At 36.2% G+C, this 15323-nt stretch carries 17 protein-coding genes; 6 read left to right on the top strand and 11 right to left on the bottom strand.

What is annotated here, in order from left to right:
• The first annotated feature begins 9 nt into the window (after positions 1-9).
• Positions 10-573, top strand: a complete 564-nt coding sequence (gene pth / locus FN817_RS06295) for an aminoacyl-tRNA hydrolase (protein ID WP_142717200.1) — start codon at positions 10-12, stop codon at positions 571-573.
• 144 nt (positions 574-717) lie between these two features.
• Here pth and FN817_RS06290 read toward each other — a convergent pair whose 3' ends face one another.
• From FN817_RS06290 to FN817_RS06275, 4 genes are all read right to left on the bottom strand, one after another.
• A complete protein-coding gene (locus FN817_RS06290) occupies positions 718-1353 on the bottom strand; it encodes a carbonic anhydrase (RefSeq protein ID WP_142717199.1) in 636 nt (211 codons plus the stop codon).
• A gap of 52 nt (positions 1354-1405) precedes the next feature.
• On the bottom strand, positions 1406-2998 hold the full coding sequence (locus tag FN817_RS06285) for a SulP family inorganic anion transporter (RefSeq protein WP_142717198.1): 1593 nt from the start codon (positions 2996-2998) through the stop codon (positions 1406-1408).
• Positions 2999-3144: 146 nt separating this feature from the next.
• Positions 3145-3444: a hypothetical protein gene (locus FN817_RS06280; RefSeq protein ID WP_047380370.1), complete on the bottom strand. Its 300-nt coding sequence runs from the start codon at positions 3442-3444 to the stop codon at positions 3145-3147.
• Positions 3445-3465: 21 nt separating this feature from the next.
• Positions 3466-4134: a carbonic anhydrase gene (locus FN817_RS06275; protein WP_142717197.1), complete on the bottom strand. Its 669-nt coding sequence runs from the start codon at positions 4132-4134 to the stop codon at positions 3466-3468.
• A gap of 381 nt (positions 4135-4515) precedes the next feature.
• On the opposite strand from FN817_RS06275, the gene FN817_RS06270 reads away from it, so the two are divergent.
• Both FN817_RS06270 and FN817_RS06265 read left to right on the top strand, forming a co-directional pair.
• Positions 4516-5655, top strand: a complete 1140-nt coding sequence (locus FN817_RS06270) for a helix-turn-helix domain-containing protein (RefSeq protein ID WP_142717196.1) — start codon at positions 4516-4518, stop codon at positions 5653-5655.
• Positions 5656-5784: 129 nt separating this feature from the next.
• On the top strand, positions 5785-6390 hold the full coding sequence (locus FN817_RS06265; RefSeq protein WP_142717195.1) for a DUF2306 domain-containing protein: 606 nt from the start codon (positions 5785-5787) through the stop codon (positions 6388-6390).
• Positions 6391-6415: 25 nt separating this feature from the next.
• Here the strand turns inward: FN817_RS06265 and FN817_RS06260 are convergent, their stop codons facing one another.
• From FN817_RS06260 to FN817_RS06245, 4 genes are all read right to left on the bottom strand, one after another.
• Entirely contained in the window at positions 6416-7771 is a 1356-nt protein-coding gene (locus FN817_RS06260) for a phosphoethanolamine transferase (RefSeq protein WP_167498820.1), read from the bottom strand.
• A gap of 634 nt (positions 7772-8405) precedes the next feature.
• On the bottom strand, positions 8406-8960 hold the full coding sequence (locus FN817_RS06255) for a serine O-acetyltransferase (protein WP_142717193.1): 555 nt from the start codon (positions 8958-8960) through the stop codon (positions 8406-8408).
• Positions 8961-8971: 11 nt separating this feature from the next.
• Complete coding sequence (locus tag FN817_RS06250; protein WP_142717192.1) at positions 8972-10120, bottom strand: glycosyltransferase; 1149 nt, start codon at positions 10118-10120, stop codon at positions 8972-8974.
• Between the two features lie 32 nt (positions 10121-10152).
• Positions 10153-10629: an acyltransferase gene (locus FN817_RS06245; RefSeq protein WP_228408609.1), complete on the bottom strand. Its 477-nt coding sequence runs from the start codon at positions 10627-10629 to the stop codon at positions 10153-10155.
• Positions 10630-10775: 146 nt separating this feature from the next.
• On the opposite strand from FN817_RS06245, the gene FN817_RS06240 reads away from it, so the two are divergent.
• Genes FN817_RS06240 through FN817_RS06230 form a run of 3 tightly spaced genes read left to right on the top strand, consistent with a single transcriptional unit; the run spans position 10776 to position 12766 of the window.
• Positions 10776-11747 carry a 3-oxoacyl-ACP synthase III family protein gene (locus FN817_RS06240; protein ID WP_142717191.1) on the top strand — a complete coding sequence of 324 codons (972 nt, stop codon included), beginning with the start codon at positions 10776-10778 and terminating at the stop codon, positions 11745-11747.
• 27 nt (positions 11748-11774) lie between these two features.
• Positions 11775-12008 carry a phosphopantetheine-binding protein gene (locus FN817_RS06235; RefSeq protein WP_047380387.1) on the top strand — a complete coding sequence of 78 codons (234 nt, stop codon included), beginning with the start codon at positions 11775-11777 and terminating at the stop codon, positions 12006-12008.
• Positions 12008-12766, top strand: a complete 759-nt coding sequence (locus FN817_RS06230) for an SDR family NAD(P)-dependent oxidoreductase (protein WP_142717190.1) — start codon at positions 12008-12010, stop codon at positions 12764-12766. The genes FN817_RS06235 and FN817_RS06230 overlap by 1 nt, the downstream gene beginning before the upstream one ends.
• A gap of 1 nt (position 12767) precedes the next feature.
• Here the strand turns inward: FN817_RS06230 and FN817_RS06225 are convergent, their stop codons facing one another.
• From FN817_RS06225 to FN817_RS06215, 3 genes are read right to left on the bottom strand one after another with little or no spacing between them, the layout of a single operon-like run.
• Positions 12768-13922, bottom strand: a complete 1155-nt coding sequence (locus FN817_RS06225) for a glycosyltransferase (protein ID WP_142717189.1) — start codon at positions 13920-13922, stop codon at positions 12768-12770.
• Complete coding sequence (locus tag FN817_RS06220) at positions 13922-14761, bottom strand: glycosyltransferase family 2 protein (protein ID WP_047422307.1); 840 nt, start codon at positions 14759-14761, stop codon at positions 13922-13924. The genes FN817_RS06225 and FN817_RS06220 overlap by 1 nt, the downstream gene beginning before the upstream one ends.
• On the bottom strand, positions 14758-15303 hold the full coding sequence (locus tag FN817_RS06215; protein WP_142717188.1) for an acyltransferase: 546 nt from the start codon (positions 15301-15303) through the stop codon (positions 14758-14760). The genes FN817_RS06220 and FN817_RS06215 overlap by 4 nt, the downstream gene beginning before the upstream one ends.
• Positions 15304-15323: the final 20 nt, after the last annotated feature.

Below are 15323 nucleotides of genomic sequence, written 5' to 3'. Positions count from 1 at the left end.
AAATTTCTGATGAAATATTTAATCGTTGGGCTTGGCAACAAAGGCTCAGAATATGAAAATACACGACATAATATAGGCTTTAAAGTAGCTGAAAAAATAGCTGAAACGCTTGAAGTATCATTCAATACCTCCAATTTTGGCTGGCTGGCAGAAGGAAAACATAAAGGCAGAAAAGTTTTTATCCTTAAACCCGATACTTATATGAACCTTTCCGGAAATGCAGTGAAATACTGGATGCAGAAAGAAAATATTCCTTTGGAGAATGTATTGATTGTGACAGATGATCTCGCCCTTCCTTTCGGGACTTTAAGATTGAAAGGAAAAGGTTCTGATGCAGGCCACAATGGGCTTAAAAATATTAATGAAGTATTGCAGACTCAGAATTACGCAAGGCTTCGTTTCGGGATCTCTGCTGATTTCTCTGCCGGACGACAGGTAGATTATGTATTAGGAACCTGGAATGAGGAAGAAGCGGCAAAGCTTGCCGAGAGAATTGAAACCTTTTCAAAAGCCAGTCTTTCTTTTGTGTTTGCAGGCCTGAATAATACGATGTCTGCCTTTAACGGGAAGTAGTGAACAGATTGTAGGCAGCAGATGATAGAAGAGTGAAAATTTAATTCTGGCTTGTCTCAGTACAATTGCATCAAAAAATAAATGCCACCGGATTCCGATGGCATTTTCTGTAAATTATAATTGAAATGTAAGAGTTTTACTTTTTTATAACCAGGTTACTGCCCCTGTTTCAACGTCATAGTTTGCTCCAACGATTTTAATTTTACCCTCTGCTTCAAGCTTATTAAGGGTTGAGCTTTGCTTACGGATATCTTCAATCGCACTTTTTACGTTCTGATGATTAAGTCTTTCAAGAAGTGAACTGTTTTTTGATGAACGTTCTTCATTTTCTTCAATGATGTCATTGATGATAGGGTTGAAATGATTGATCAGGTGGTTAAGGTTATCCATTCCCAATCCTTCAATCTGCGCCGCATCAAGGCCTCCTTTCAAAGCACCGCATTTCGTGTGGCCTAAAACTACGATAAGCTTGGACCCGGCAACATTACAGCCGAATTCCATAGATCCAAGGATATCCTGATTAACAAAATTACCGGCAATTCTGATACTGAAAACGTCTCCCAATCCCTGGTCAAAGATAAGTTCCGCAGAAGTACGGCTGTCTATACAGCTCAAAACTACAGCAAACGGCCACTGTCCTTCACGGGTAGCATTCACTTGTTCTAGAAGGTCTCTGTTTGCTTTAAGATTATTTACAAATCTCTGGTTTCCTTCTTTTAAGAATTCTAATGCTTTTTCCGGAGTGATAGTAGACTGGGTTTCGTATGTATGTGCTTTCATATTATGTATTGTTTTCGAATTTAAAGTTAAAAAAATTAATTAATTATTGAGATTACATGGCTCTTTTGTGAGTAACCAGAATATGGGAATCCTCACTTCTTTCGTAATCTCTGTATGAAGTTTTAAAGCCTATAAGCTCTACATTGATATCCTGTTCCTTTGCACGGATATTGGCAAAGTCCTGAATCATTTCCAGTACATCGGTTGCGATGTAGGAAGTGCTTCTGGCATCAATAATCACTGTAGAGTTTGGTTTTATATTTTTAAGTGTTTTTTTGATCGCCGCTTTATTTAAAAATGAAACTTCTTCAGCCAGTTTTATGTTGATTCCATCTGCATCATCCAGCCTTTCTCTGCTTAAATAATAAGCTCTTTTCATATTTCCCTGAAGAATATAGAAAACAGAGATGGTAAGACCAATTCCGACTCCTTTTAATAAATCTGTTGCCACTACCGCTACCACCGTTGCTACAAACGGAATAAACTGGAACTTTCCTAACTTCCAGAAATGCTTGAATGTAGCTGGCTTTGCCAATTTATATCCTACTAAAATTAATACCGCAGCCAAAGTCGCCAATGGAATTAAATTTAAAATAACAGGAATAGAAAGTACGCAGATCAATAAAAATATCCCGTGAATAATAGCCGACATCTTAGAAGTTGCTCCGGCATTTGCGTTGGCAGAACTTCTTACGACAACAGACGTCATTGGAAGACCACCAATAAATGAACTGATAAGGTTTCCGATTCCCTGCGCCTTAAGCTCTAGATTGGTGTCTGTAATTCTTCTCTGTCGGTCTAATCGGTCTGATGCTTCGATGCAAAGTAACGTTTCAATAGAGGCTACAATAGCAATTGTTGCTCCTACAATCCATACTTTGGGATTTGTGAAACCATTAAAATCCGGAGTGGTAATCAGGTTTTTGAAATCATCAAAAGACTGTGGAACAGGTAAAGAAACCAAATGTTGGGTTTGGATAGCCAGAGAGCTACCGGACATCTTAAAGAGTTGATTCAGAAGAATGCTTACAATTACGGCAACTAGTGCTCCCGGAAGCATTTTCATCCTTTTCAGTACGTGGATTTTATCCCATGCAATAAGAATTGCTACAGAAACTAAGGTAATAACAATGGCACCCGGATGGATGGCTCCCAATAATTCTGTAAAATAGCCGAAGTTTAATCCATTATCAAAAATAGATTCATGACCTTCATAATCTTTGTCAAATCCTAAAGCATGCGGAATCTGTTTTAGAATAATAATGATTCCTATGGCAGCAAGCATTCCTTCAATCACGTTATTGGGAAAGTAATTGGAAATACTTCCGGCTCTTACAAACCCTAAAACCAATTGAATAAGTCCTGCAATAATCCCTGCGCAAAGGAAAAGCTCAAATGCACCAAGATCTGTTATAGCTGTTAAAACAATTGCCGTTAAACCTGCTGCAGGCCCGGAAACTGAGATATTAGAATTACTGATTGTTCCTACTACCAGGCCGCCTACAATACCGGCAATAATACCGGATAATGGGGGAGCACCTGATGCTAAAGCAATTCCTAAACACAACGGAAGTGCTACTAAAAATACCACGAGTCCTGAAGGAAAATTCTCCTTGATTCCTCCTATTAATGATGTCTTTTTCATAATGCGAAGCTGTAAAGTATAACCGGCTTATTTGTTTTTAAATAAGTCAATTATAAAAAGTTGAGAAAAAATAATTTTTAAAGTACGTGCGTATCCGATATCAAAAATGATATGGAAATAGTATCAAAAAAATCTAACTATAGGAGTTACGCTTCCGGAGGGGGAGAAAATATAGTAAGTAAAGGTGATAAATGAAAAGAATCATCTATCAGTACAAAAGAAACGCCCTGAAAATCAGGTTCGGAAAACTTCAGATAGTCAAAAACGTCCAAAGGTTTCGGAATAGTCTTTTCGTAAACAATAAATGAGGACGGATGAGAATGTGGTTCTTCTTCGTTGATTATTATATTCGTTCTTGCAATATCCCAGCCCGCTACCGCAGCAATGCCTGGCAGCGCTGTAAAATTCAGAAAAAACGTTAATACAATAATACTCCAGAATTTCATTTTACATTCTTTTTAGAAAAACTACTTGGTCTTTCTGCTCATTACCCAATCTGAACTCGTAAGATTGTAGATCTTCTGGATGTCTTTTAAGGTTTTCTCAAAATCAATCTTCAGATCAATAATTTTACCTGTTCTAAGGTCAAATACCCAGCCATGTACAATAGGTTGTTCTTCTAAAATATACCTTTCCTGTACGCAGGCCATTTTGATTACGTTGATGCACTGCTCCTGAACATTAAGCTCTACAAGTCTGTCATAACGCTTGCTTTCGTCTTCAATAGAATCCAGCTCTACCTGATGTAATCTGTAAACGTCACGGATGTTTCTCAGCCAGGGATTTAATAATCCCAGATCCTGAGGCGTCATCGCTGCTTTTACACCACCGCAGTTGTAATGTCCGCACACAATAATGTGCTTTACTTTCAGATGTTCTACAGCATATTGAATAACGGCTGTGGAACTCATATCTAAAGTATTGACAACATTGGCAATGTTTCTGTGAACAAATACTTCGCCCGGCTTTGCTCCCATCAGTTCTTCTGCTGTGGCTCTGCTGTCTGAACATCCGATATAGAGGAATTCAGGGTGCTGAGTTTTTGCAAGTTCCTTGAAGAAATTCGGGTCTTCAGCTACTTTGGATTCTACCCATTTTTTGTTGTTTTCGAAAATAACCTCGTACGATTGTGACATAATTTTAAATTTTTAAAAGTTTATAATTATTTATTTCGTTTAAATTATTTCCAAAATCAATAGACTAAATCAATAATTGTACAAAAATATACTTTTTGTTAAAAATTCAATCACTTTTAACAAAGTTTAATATTAAAATATGCTTAAAATCATATCTGATATTCTGGTATACTTTGTTTTACAGCCGTTAGGCTTATAGGGTAATCCAAACGTTTAAACCAGGATAAAATTACGAAGTATAAATTAAAATTCGGGATTTGTAAATTAAAATATTCTTAATTTATTCGTCTGATCATAGAGATGTTTCAAGAAAAGCACATTAAAAGCGGTCATATATGTCAAAAAATGAATAATTTAACACCTTGATAATCTATCTATTTGATGTCTGAGTTTGGTTTACAATCTTTATCACCACTATTTTACTGGGCAGGAATTTTTATTGCCTTTTTTTCATCCTTTCTGATATTGGGGAAATCCAAAAAGGTGACTGCAGATTATGTGCTGGCGATATGGTTTATGATCATAGGAATGCATCTTATTTTCTTTGTTTTATTTCGTGGAGATGGTTATTTGAATTTTCCTTCCCTCATTGGTTTCGAGATTCCCTTTCCTTTTATGCATGGCCCGATGCTGTATTTGTATATTTTGTGTGTCACCAACCCAAACTCCGTTAAAAAGATCTGGCTGCTGCATTGGCTTCCGGTTGTGATGATTTATATCGCCTTATCTCAGTTTTTATTTCTCACTCCTCAAGATAGAGCAGCAGTATATCAGAATAAAGGAAAAGGATATGAAACCTTGAGCCAGGTAATCAAAATACTTATGATTGTCTCTGGGGTTCTGTATGTAGGATTAAGCCTTATTGCAGTCAGAAAATATAAGAAAGCAATTTCCAATCAATATTCAAATACTGAGAAAATCAATCTGAATTGGATATATTATCTTATTATCGGAATAGCACTGATATGGATTGCCGTTGTGATCAGGAATGATATTCTTATTTTTTTCATGGTTGTTTTATTTATCCTGGTTGCAGCTTATTTTGGAATCAGCTGGGTGGGTATTCTGGATTATTCAGTAGTAAAAACTGAGGGTATTATTGAAAAAACTGCAGTTGAAAATAGTCCCGAAGTTTCAAAATATGAGAAAACTTTTGCCGGAGAAGAAGCAATACAGGGTATATATAATAAACTGGTGATTCAGATGGAAAAGGAAAAATTGTATAAAGACCCTGAACTGAACCTTAATTATGTTGCAAAGCTTTTGGGTGTTCACCCGAATATACTTTCTCAAACCATCAATTTTGTTGAAAATAGAAACTTTTACGATTACATCAACCGTCAGCGGATTGAAGAATTCAAGAGAATAGCAATATTACCTGAAAATGGAAAGTTTACAATTCTTTCATTGGCATTTGAGAGTGGATTTAATTCAAAAACCTCTTTTAACCGGAATTTTAAAAAATACATGAACTGCTCGCCGAGAGAATTTTTAAAAAGTCAGAGTATTACTATGGAATAACATCCTTATTGTTTTTTAAAGGATAAGTTGTTTTATTCTAGTGGTTTAAATATTTGTTCCACCTTTCATTTTGGAACAGATGAAGCGTTTATAATCCTCATTTTTACAGAAAAATTGAATCAGACCTCTATGAGAAAATTATTATTTGTAATCATGTGTGTGTTGGCATTGCTTATTGGTGCTTATCCTCTTCTTTATGCTTTTGTGGAGCATAAACATACCTTTTTAGGTTCCAAATCTCCTGAAGTGCTTCATAATATCATCTGGAAAACTGCATTTTTTGCCCATATCATTTTCGGAGGACTGGCGCTTTTTATGGGTTGGCGTCAGTTTGGCAGTTCATTCAGGAATAAATATGTCAAGATCCATAGGAAGCTTGGAAGTATCTACGTAATTGCAGTGGTCATAAGTTCTGTTTCAGCTGTTTATATGGGCTTTTATGCCAATGGCGGAGTGATTTCCGCAATGGGTTTTATCAGCTTAGGATGTACTTGGCTGATAACAACTCTTATCGCAGTTGGGCAGATAAGAAAAGGTAATGTTGTGATGCATCAACAGTTTATGATTTACAGTTATGCCTGTACTTTTGCTGCGGTAACACTGAGATTGTGGTATCCTTTGTTAACCAATATTACCGGGGATCCCGAGAATTCTTATATCGCCGTTGCCTGGCTGTGCTGGGTTCCTAATCTATTGATTGCTTATTTGATCAATAAAAGAATAGCTGTGATATAGATTCCTTTCATACAGAAATTATATTCTACTCCGGCAGTTTTTCATATTCCAGACTTCTCATCTCTAAGTTTAAATATTTATTTCCTTCATTTTTATAATGCTGAGGTGCCTCAAGACCCATGTATTTCATAATCAGAGGATAGATATAAGTCGTTTGGGTCTGCTTGGTTTCATGTCCGGTGATTCTATACGTTGCTGGAACCTTATCACCATACCACACAAAAAACGGAACCTGAGTAGATTCTTTAGAGTCTATGTGCAGTAATTTGTCACCCTGTAATTTAAGTCCATGATCTGACGCATAGATGACTACAGAATTGGTGTTTTTCAACGTTCGGAAAATATTATTGAAGACATAATCGGTATATTTTATAGAGCTGTCATAACAGTTTAGGTTCTCGGAATTCCAGTTGGGAGGAAGTCTGTTGCATGGATTTGGATGGCTTCCCATGATGTGGAGAACCACAAATTTATCCTCTTTTTTCTGAATGACCTTCTCCAGTTCCGGAACAATCACTTCATCATAACCGTTTACCCATTTTTTATTTTTAGACATCGAAGCGATGGCCGTTATTCCTCTTGCGCTTGCCTGTGTGCTGAGCCAGAAAGAGTTGTATCCGGTTTGGTTAGCCAGATTGATGATATTGTAGGATAGCTTGTCATAACGATATCTGAATTCATCCGGATGAATGCTGGACAACATTAAAGGAACACTTAGGTTGGTAATTCCTGCAGGAGAAACCGCATTGTCAAAAATCATCATGTTTTGAGCCTGCTGGTCAGTATAAGGAGTTGTTTTTTGATGATAGCCATACAGTGACATATTCTGCTTTCTTTCAGACTCTCCGATGATCAGAATTACATTTTCTATTCCCGGCTGTATTTTTTTGATGTTGAAAACCGGAATATTCTTTTTTATTTCGTTAATGTCCCTTTGTATATTCAAAGCGGTATTGAAATCAGATAAATGATAATAAACATTCTTGATCATCCTGCCTCCTCCTTTATTGCTTACATAGGTATGTTTAAGGTGATATCCGAATGGTAAAATAAGCCACAGTAGCGCAATAATGATAAATTTAGCATCAATCTTGACTACATTTTTTTTAAGATAATTCACAGAATACAGTACCATTCCCAGAAAAATGAAAAACAAAATGCCTGGAAGAATAAACATATAAGACATGCTCATTGCTTCATCAGGATTAGATTCAAGAATACTGATCGCCATTCCTACATTAAATCCGGAATGGTAGATAAGAAAACAGGATACTGATATCAGAAAGTTAATGCTCAATAATAAACAGAGAATAACAGCAATTACAGACGTATACCTATTCTTAAAAAGAAGTGCATTGAATACAAGAAACGAACAAAACATAATTCCATACTCAAAAATATTCCGGATACTGTCTAATTTTTCGGGTCCAAACAAATTATCAAAGATATAAGGGAATGAAATCAAAAAACCTGTTAGGTATATTATAATGAGAAGAATGGGAATTATTTTTTTGAGCATGTTTGTGTATATGTTTTCGGGGCTGTTAAGATCGTTTTTATAATCTTTCTTAAGAATTTTCAACGTGAGAGCTGAATATCAGAATCATATGTTGCATAGGAAGAATTAATATCAGATAATAATTCTTTAGAGATTGCGGATATTGTATCAACTCAAAAAGAAACTTTTGAAGATCAGTTTTACAGTTTATAACTGGTTGTGTTTTTGCGCTTTATAAAGGTGATTGCGCAGGTAGGAATAGAGGTATTTGAATTGTATTTTTTTCATCAAAATTTATTTTTTTAAATTAATAATACGTTTGGGTTGTGTTTTTAATATTAAGTGATTTTTTTTAGAAAAAGTGACATTGGAACCATACGGATTATACAACATGATATTGTTTATAAAGCCGGGTAATTGTATCGTTATTTCATAACTAAACAATGCCTTTTTTACAAATTTACACGAAATTACCGATAAATACAAGTAGAATTTTTACTATAACTGGCTGAAATGACTATACTTTACGGTTGATATAATCCATTGTGGCATTAGGAGTAGGGATGATTTTTGCCGGGTTTCCAATGACAACAGAATTGGATGGAACATCAAAATTGACATAAGAATTAGGAACAATCAATACATTATTTCCGATAATGATAGCCCCTACAATAACTGCGTTGGTACCTATCCAGACTTCATCACCAATAATTGGGGAACCTTCGTTCTTTCCACGGTTTTGCTGGCCGATGGTAACTCCCTGTGCGATATTGCAGTTCTTTCCAATGACTGTTTTCGGATTGATGACAAGACTTCCCCAATGGCCCAGATAAAAACCTTCCCCGATCTGAGTTTCAGGATAAATCTGAAATCCGTATTTGATCTGATAATGTCTTAATACAATTCTCCAGAACGTATTCAAAAAAGGGCTTTTCTGATACTTCTGAGCCTTTCTCAGAATGTAAACAAAATGAAGATTGGGATTAATACACTTTTTCCAGATCTGAAATGTTGAAAGCCACTTTCCGCTTTCCCGGTAAAAGTCTTTTTGAATGATAGAATAATCAGCCATTGTCAATGTTTTTATACTTCATCAATTATTTTCTGAAGATGTTCCACAGATTTTTCCAGTACAAACGGCAGTTCTGTTGCTGAGATCTGTTTTTTATATTCTTCAGTGATATTTTTATCGGTAAGAAATTTTTTCATTCCTTCGTATATTCCTTCTTCAGAATTTGCAGTGATATTGCCCAGTTTCCCGTCCTGCAGAAGGTCTCTGATACCGGAAATATCCGTTGCAGAAATGGGTTTGTTGAGAATAAGAGCTTCGGCAATGATCGTAGGGAATCCCTCATGCCTTGATGACATAATATAGAAATCCGCCTTTTTCATATACGGGTACGGATTACTGCTGAAGCCCAGCATTTTTGCCGTATCCTGAAGCCCCAGTGCATTGAGCTGATCCTGGGTTTTATCAAAATCATAACCGTCACCAATGATCAAAAGCTGATGTTTCAACCCTTCATTGATCAGTTTTTTATGAACATTCAACAATCGGTCATACCCTTTCTGAGGATACACGGTTCCTACCGTTACAAAAGTAGGAAGATCACTGTTGAAAGGATAATCATTGATTTCAATATCTGCCTTTCTTAAGGTGTCATTCCTATCAATTGGATTAAAAATCTTAATCACAGAAGCCTTTTCCGCCTCATTTTTAGCCAGATTATGCATTCCTTCCTGCAGTTTGTTGGAAATCACAAGAATTCTGTCAAACCTGAAAAACTGTCTGATGACTTCCGGAGTATATTCTTTCAGATTGAAGATATCATTCTGTACCCAGATAATCTTTTTGGAATCCTTTTGAGGGCTGGACAGTATTTCCTGATGCATGGCATGAATGGCTGCAATCTCTACATCATATTTTTTATCTTTTAAAACAAATTTATAAAGAAGAGAAGGGAACCAAAGAAACATTTTCTGATAAAGAACCCTGTAAGCTTTCACAGGAATATCCTGCGGCCTGTTGGTCGTTATCATTTCTCCTTTTGTCAAATAGTATAAAGTAACCCATGACGGGACTTCTTTAATATATAATCCCGAATAGAGGTTGACCAGCAGGTCTACTTCATATTTATCGGGAGGAAGATTTTTCAGAAAGTTGATTAATACTTTTTCTGCACCACCATGACGTAATGAACCTATACGAATGAGGAGTTTTTTCTTTTTCAATTTGTTTCTTTTATGATTTTACAAGATTAAATTTATTTAATTTTTCTTGCTTTTTTATACTTGTGAGGAAGATTTTCTTTGATATAGGCATCCAGTTTTTTCCTGTCTTTTTCCAATTCACGGGGATATTCCGGGTTGTTTTTAAGGACAATATCACCATAATCTTCAATGGTGCACAAGAATTGGGCCGGGTTTCCAATAAACACCGTATTGTCTGGCATAGACTGTGACAGCACAGAATTAGCTCCCAGAATACAGTTGTTACCAATCTGTACATCCTGCATGATTACAGCATTGAGACCAATTGTACAGTTGTTTCCTATTTTTATTCTTCCAAGAATTCTGGCATCTTCATATCCGGGAAGTCTTCTCAACAGAGTAGTGGTTCCGCCGTGATTTACAAATCTTACGTCTCCGGCAATATTCACATTGTCACCAATCTCAATAAGGTAAGGTTCAGTTCCAAAATACACTTTATCGGGCATATTGAAGTTTTTTCCTACCTTCATGCCTCTATATTTAGCCACTTCAAGACTGCCTCTATTCAAAAAAGATTGATAGAGAGCGTCTATTTTTAATAAGATTCTGAATATAAAAATCATCACAAGTGTAAAGTTGTTTTCGTTACTTTTGCAAAGAAAGAGAATTTATTAATATGATGAAAATTTCAAAAATAGAATATTATCTGCCTCAGCAGGTGTTAACTAACGAGGGACTTGAAAAATTGTTCCCCGAATGGAGTTCCGAACGCATCAAGGAGAAAGTAGGTATTTCTCAACGTCATATTTCTTCAGACAACGAAACGGTGCTGGATATGGCTGTACAATCTTCAGAAAAAATTTTCGAAAACTATGACCGGGACAAAGTAGATTTTATTTTGTTCTGTACACAGAGTCCGGAGTATTTTCTGCCTACAACGGCCTGTATTTTGCAGGACAGATTGGGGCTTAGAAAAAATATCGGAGCTATAGATTTTAATCTTGGCTGTTCAGGGTTTGTGTATGGATTAGCGTTTGCGAAAGGATTGATTGCTGCTGGAGTTGCAAAGAGTATTCTTTTGGTGACTTCAGAAACGTACACTAAACATATTCATCCCGATGATAAAGGAAACCGAAGCATATTTGGGGATGCTTCAGCTTCAGCAATTGTTGAAAAAGCAGAGGGAAATGATTATCAGTTCTGTCTGGGAACAGATGGGAGCGGTGCTGAAAACCTTATCGTGAAGAAAGGAGCTTTCAAAAAAGACTTTGAGCTGAACCCAGAACATGAATTCAGCCCTGAAAATATTTATATGAATGGTCCTGAGATTTTTAATTTTACCATTGAAAATATCCCGGGATTGGTAAAAGAAACCCTTGAAGTGAACGGAATGACCATGGATGATATTGATCATTTTGTTTTTCACCAGGCCAATTCTTTTATGCTGAATTATTTAAGAAAGAAAACAAAAATACCGGCTGAAAAGTTCTATATTGATATGGAAAATACCGGAAACACTGTTTCTGCAACCATTCCTATTGCCCTTAAAAACATGATGGATAAAGGGATGCTGAAGGAAGGAGATAAAGTTTTAATGGCAGGCTTTGGAGTTGGGTATTCATGGGGAGCAACCATTATGGAAATTTAAAATAACAAACATTTAAAATTATAAAATATGAAGACATCCGTTTTTTTAGAAAAACTACAGGAAGAATTGGAGGAAGATGAAACATTGACCACTGAAACGAATTTAAAATCTTTGGAAAGCTATGACTCTATCAGTTTACTTTCCGTTATTGCATTTGTAGACGAAAATTTCAGCAAAAAAATTGATACCAAGCATTTTAAAGATATCGAAACTGTTTCAGATCTGATGAATGTTATAGGAAAAGAAAATTTTGAAGATTAATGGATGCTTTCTCATTAAAAAATAAAATTATTCTCATTACAGGCGCTTCTTCCGGAATAGGGAGAAGCTGTTCTGTAGAATGCAGCAAAAGCGGCGCAGATTTGATTCTTGTGGGAAGAAACCAGGAAGAACTGATGAAAACCGTTGCTCTGCTGAATCCTGAAACCAAATTTGAGATCATTGCTGAAGATATTACCCAATCTGAAAATCTTGAAGCAGTTATTGCAGATAAAGTTTCAGTTTTAGGCAAGATTTCAGGATTGATACACTGTGCCGGTATTGAGAAAACATTACCGTTAAAAAAGCACAATCCTCAGTTGTACCAGGATATATTTGCAGTGAATGTCATTGCCGGACTTGAAATTGCTAAAATCCTTTCTCTAAAAAAATATAAAGAAGAGACGTCCAGTTTTGTATTTATTTCTTCCGTTGCAGGAATGGTAGGAGAGGCTGGAAAAGCAGCTTATTCTGCCAGTAAAGGGGCTGTCATTTCAGGTGCCCGTTCGTTGGCAATGGAACTTTGCAGAAGTAATATCCGCGTCAACAGCATAAGCCCTGCCATGGTGAATACCCCGATTCTGGAAAAAATGTTTGAAGATATTGGTGAAGAAGCTTCAGCAGAAATCATAAAAAAGCATCCGCTGGGAATAGGTGATCCTAAAGATGTAGCGAATGCTTGTATTTTTCTATTGTCCGATGCTTCAAGATGGGTTACAGGAACCAATCTTGTCATTGACGGAGGATATTCTGCACAGTAATTTATTTTTTGTACAGCGTTTCTATTATATTTTCTACGCTGTCAAATATTTTCTTATTGTCGAACTGACTTTCAATATTTTTAAGATTTTCTCTGATATGGAGAACAAGGCTGGGATCTGTTAAAAATGTCTTCATTGCCGAATACATTTCATCAACCTCATAGCTGATGAGATAGCCTGTTTCCCGGTCTTTGATCATCAGCCCTACGTCACCTACATTCGTTGCAATAATAGGCTTTTGAAGGATTAATGCTTCAGCAATTACCAAAGGCCATGCTTCAGATTCGGAAGGAAGGATAAAGTAGTCTGCTTTTTTGATGTACGGATAAGGATTCATATGATTTCCGGCCAGAATAAATGTATTTTCAACATTATTTTTTGCGACCTGAGCTTTAAGGTTCTTCATTTCATCACCATCGCCAATGACAATGATAGTGTGATGAAATCCTTCGTTGATAAGCCTTGTATGGGCTTCAATAAGTTTATGATATCCTTTTCTTGAATGAAGCCTTCCGATAGACGCAAAAACAGGTCCTTCAGGGAAGTTGTCAAGCTTTTCTTCAGCCTTTCGCTTTATTTCTTCGATAGGAATTGGATTGATAATAACGCTCTCAGCGGGATAATTAAGATCAGGATAATACTGATGCATCATATCCTTTATTTTGTGAGAGCAATAGACCATATGATCAAACTGAGGAAAACTCTTTAAAATATCCGGGACCAAAGGTTGAAATTTAGGAACATTGATTTCAGAGTGAAACCATCCGATTTTTTTTGAATTCTTATGGGTAGAGCTGAGAATAGCATCATAATCCCTGTAATCCATCCCGATTTCTATATCAAAGGTATCATTGATAAGCCTGTCAGCAATGGCTGGGTTGTTTTTCAGTTTACGAAGTTTTAACCTTCTCTTGGCAAGCTGAAGTTTTTGAAGCAGAGCATTGTCTGAAAAATCTTCTTTTCCATCAGTAAGGTATATTTTTCTGATATGTTTCGGAAGTTCATCACGCAACTTGCCCTGATTAAGGGTAAGGCATACCGTCATTTCAAATTTGTCAGGATTCAGATTGTTGAGAAGTCCCAACAGTACTTTTTCTACGCCTCCCATTTCCATGGAGCGGTGTCTGAACAAAATTTTTATTTTTTTTTCTATCATTATCCGAAGATTGATTGTAAAGTAATTTTTATTTTTTTCTTGATACGGAAAGGAAGCTTGTGCTGATATTGTAGCAGACCGAATATTTCATCCGCACCTGTATAATGATCCGGAATTTTCTGGCCATTGATGGTGGTAAGTCCTCTGCGCTTCATGGTGTTGAAAATCACCTGTGCAAAATACTCATGGGATTTCTTTTTATTGTCATTCTGGGAAATTCCCCCCTGGTGGGTTCTGTAGAGATAGTTGGTGTCATTAATGAACTGAACTTTTCCCTTTTCATACATTTTAAGGTACAGATCCTGGTCTTCACCGATTTTCAAATCCGGATTCATTTTTTCAGTCTGTTCATACACTGCTTTTCTGAAAGTGACAAAATGAGCGATCTGAATCGGGAAATTAAAAAAATAAGGATCACCATTCGGTACCTGCATTGCAGATCTGAACGGAGAAATAGGTTTCAGATTCTGATCACACGTCATAAACCTTGAATAGGTAAGGACTGTATTTTTTTTAGTCTGAAAAATCTCCATACATTTTTGAATGGCTGTAGGGTTGATAGCATCATCAGGATCTAAAAATCCACAGATTTCCCCTTCTGCGAGCTCAATCAGTTTACTTTTCGTAACACCTACACCGGAATTTTTTTCATTTTCAAAAAATTTAAACCTTTTATCACCTGAAATCATTTCCCGGATCATTTTCTTTTCGCTTTCAGAGGAGGCATCATCCAGAATAATGGCTTCCCAGTCTGTATACGTCTGCTGAAGTATGCTTTCAAAACAGTCTTTGAAAAAATGAGCGTTATTATAATGGGCTATAAGAATAGAAAACTTCATGAATGTTCCTTAAATATTAATTCCTGATGATTGATTACGGTTGTATTGGAAGGCACATCTTTGTAAATGGTACATCCTGCCCCAATAATACAGTTGTCCCCGATAGTGACTCCTTTTAGAACGGTAACATTACTTCCAAGCCAGCAATTGCTTCCTATTCTGATGGGAGATGTGGTAAATTCAGCATGAGACAGTTTAAAATCCGGATGGGTCTGATATGCATGGTTGTGGTCATACAGTTTTACATTTTCTCCGAATAATGTATTGTCACCTATTGAAATACTGTCCAGACAATTGATGGAACAGAAGTTATTCATGAAAAAATTGTTCCCGATTTCTAAAGTGGCATTCTGCTGTACAAGAACGTGTACATAATTTCTGAAACTGACACCATTACCAATAGTCACTTTCTTTACATTTTCATGCAGAATGAAATGATCACTGATCCCAAGCTTTATCCCCTTGAAAGAAACGTTAGGGTGTTTTTTGAGAAGTGAAATCTGGCTTTTCCGTTGAAGTTTTGCTAAAATTTCATAAAGCATACCTGAATTTATTTTCACAT

Source organism: Chryseobacterium rhizoplanae, from assembly GCF_900182655.1.
GTDB lineage: Bacteria > Bacteroidota > Bacteroidia > Flavobacteriales > Weeksellaceae > Chryseobacterium > Chryseobacterium rhizoplanae.
Note: the sequence above shows the minus strand (reverse complement) of the source record. Positions and strands in the feature narration are given on the sequence as shown.

Coding starts and splice junctions, on each gene's coding strand:
- FN817_RS06220 (WP_047422307.1), bottom strand. CDS start 14,761: ATGAAGTTTTCTATTCTTATAGCCCATTATAATAACGCTCATTTTTTC.
- FN817_RS06260 (WP_167498820.1), bottom strand. CDS start 7,771: ATGTTTTGTTCGTTTCTTGTATTCAATGCACTTCTTTTTAAGAATAGG.
- FN817_RS06215 (WP_142717188.1), bottom strand. CDS start 15,303: ATGCTTTATGAAATTTTAGCAAAACTTCAACGGAAAAGCCAGATTTCA.
- FN817_RS06225 (WP_142717189.1), bottom strand. CDS start 13,922: ATGATAGAAAAAAAAATAAAAATTTTGTTCAGACACCGCTCCATGGAA.
- FN817_RS06285 (WP_142717198.1), bottom strand. CDS start 2,998: ATGAAAAAGACATCATTAATAGGAGGAATCAAGGAGAATTTTCCTTCA.
- FN817_RS06290 (WP_142717199.1), bottom strand. CDS start 1,353: ATGAAAGCACATACATACGAAACCCAGTCTACTATCACTCCGGAAAAA.
- pth (WP_142717200.1), top strand. CDS start 10: ATGAAATATTTAATCGTTGGGCTTGGCAACAAAGGCTCAGAATATGAA.
- FN817_RS06245 (WP_228408609.1), bottom strand. CDS start 10,629: ATGAAGGTAGGAAAAAACTTCAATATGCCCGATAAAGTGTATTTTGGA.
- FN817_RS06230 (WP_142717190.1), top strand. CDS start 12,008: ATGGATGCTTTCTCATTAAAAAATAAAATTATTCTCATTACAGGCGCT.
- FN817_RS06240 (WP_142717191.1), top strand. CDS start 10,776: ATGATGAAAATTTCAAAAATAGAATATTATCTGCCTCAGCAGGTGTTA.
- FN817_RS06265 (WP_142717195.1), top strand. CDS start 5,785: ATGAGAAAATTATTATTTGTAATCATGTGTGTGTTGGCATTGCTTATT.
- FN817_RS06270 (WP_142717196.1), top strand. CDS start 4,516: ATGTCTGAGTTTGGTTTACAATCTTTATCACCACTATTTTACTGGGCA.
- FN817_RS06235 (WP_047380387.1), top strand. CDS start 11,775: ATGAAGACATCCGTTTTTTTAGAAAAACTACAGGAAGAATTGGAGGAA.
- FN817_RS06275 (WP_142717197.1), bottom strand. CDS start 4,134: ATGTCACAATCGTACGAGGTTATTTTCGAAAACAACAAAAAATGGGTA.
- FN817_RS06280 (WP_047380370.1), bottom strand. CDS start 3,444: ATGAAATTCTGGAGTATTATTGTATTAACGTTTTTTCTGAATTTTACA.
- FN817_RS06255 (WP_142717193.1), bottom strand. CDS start 8,960: ATGGCTGATTATTCTATCATTCAAAAAGACTTTTACCGGGAAAGCGGA.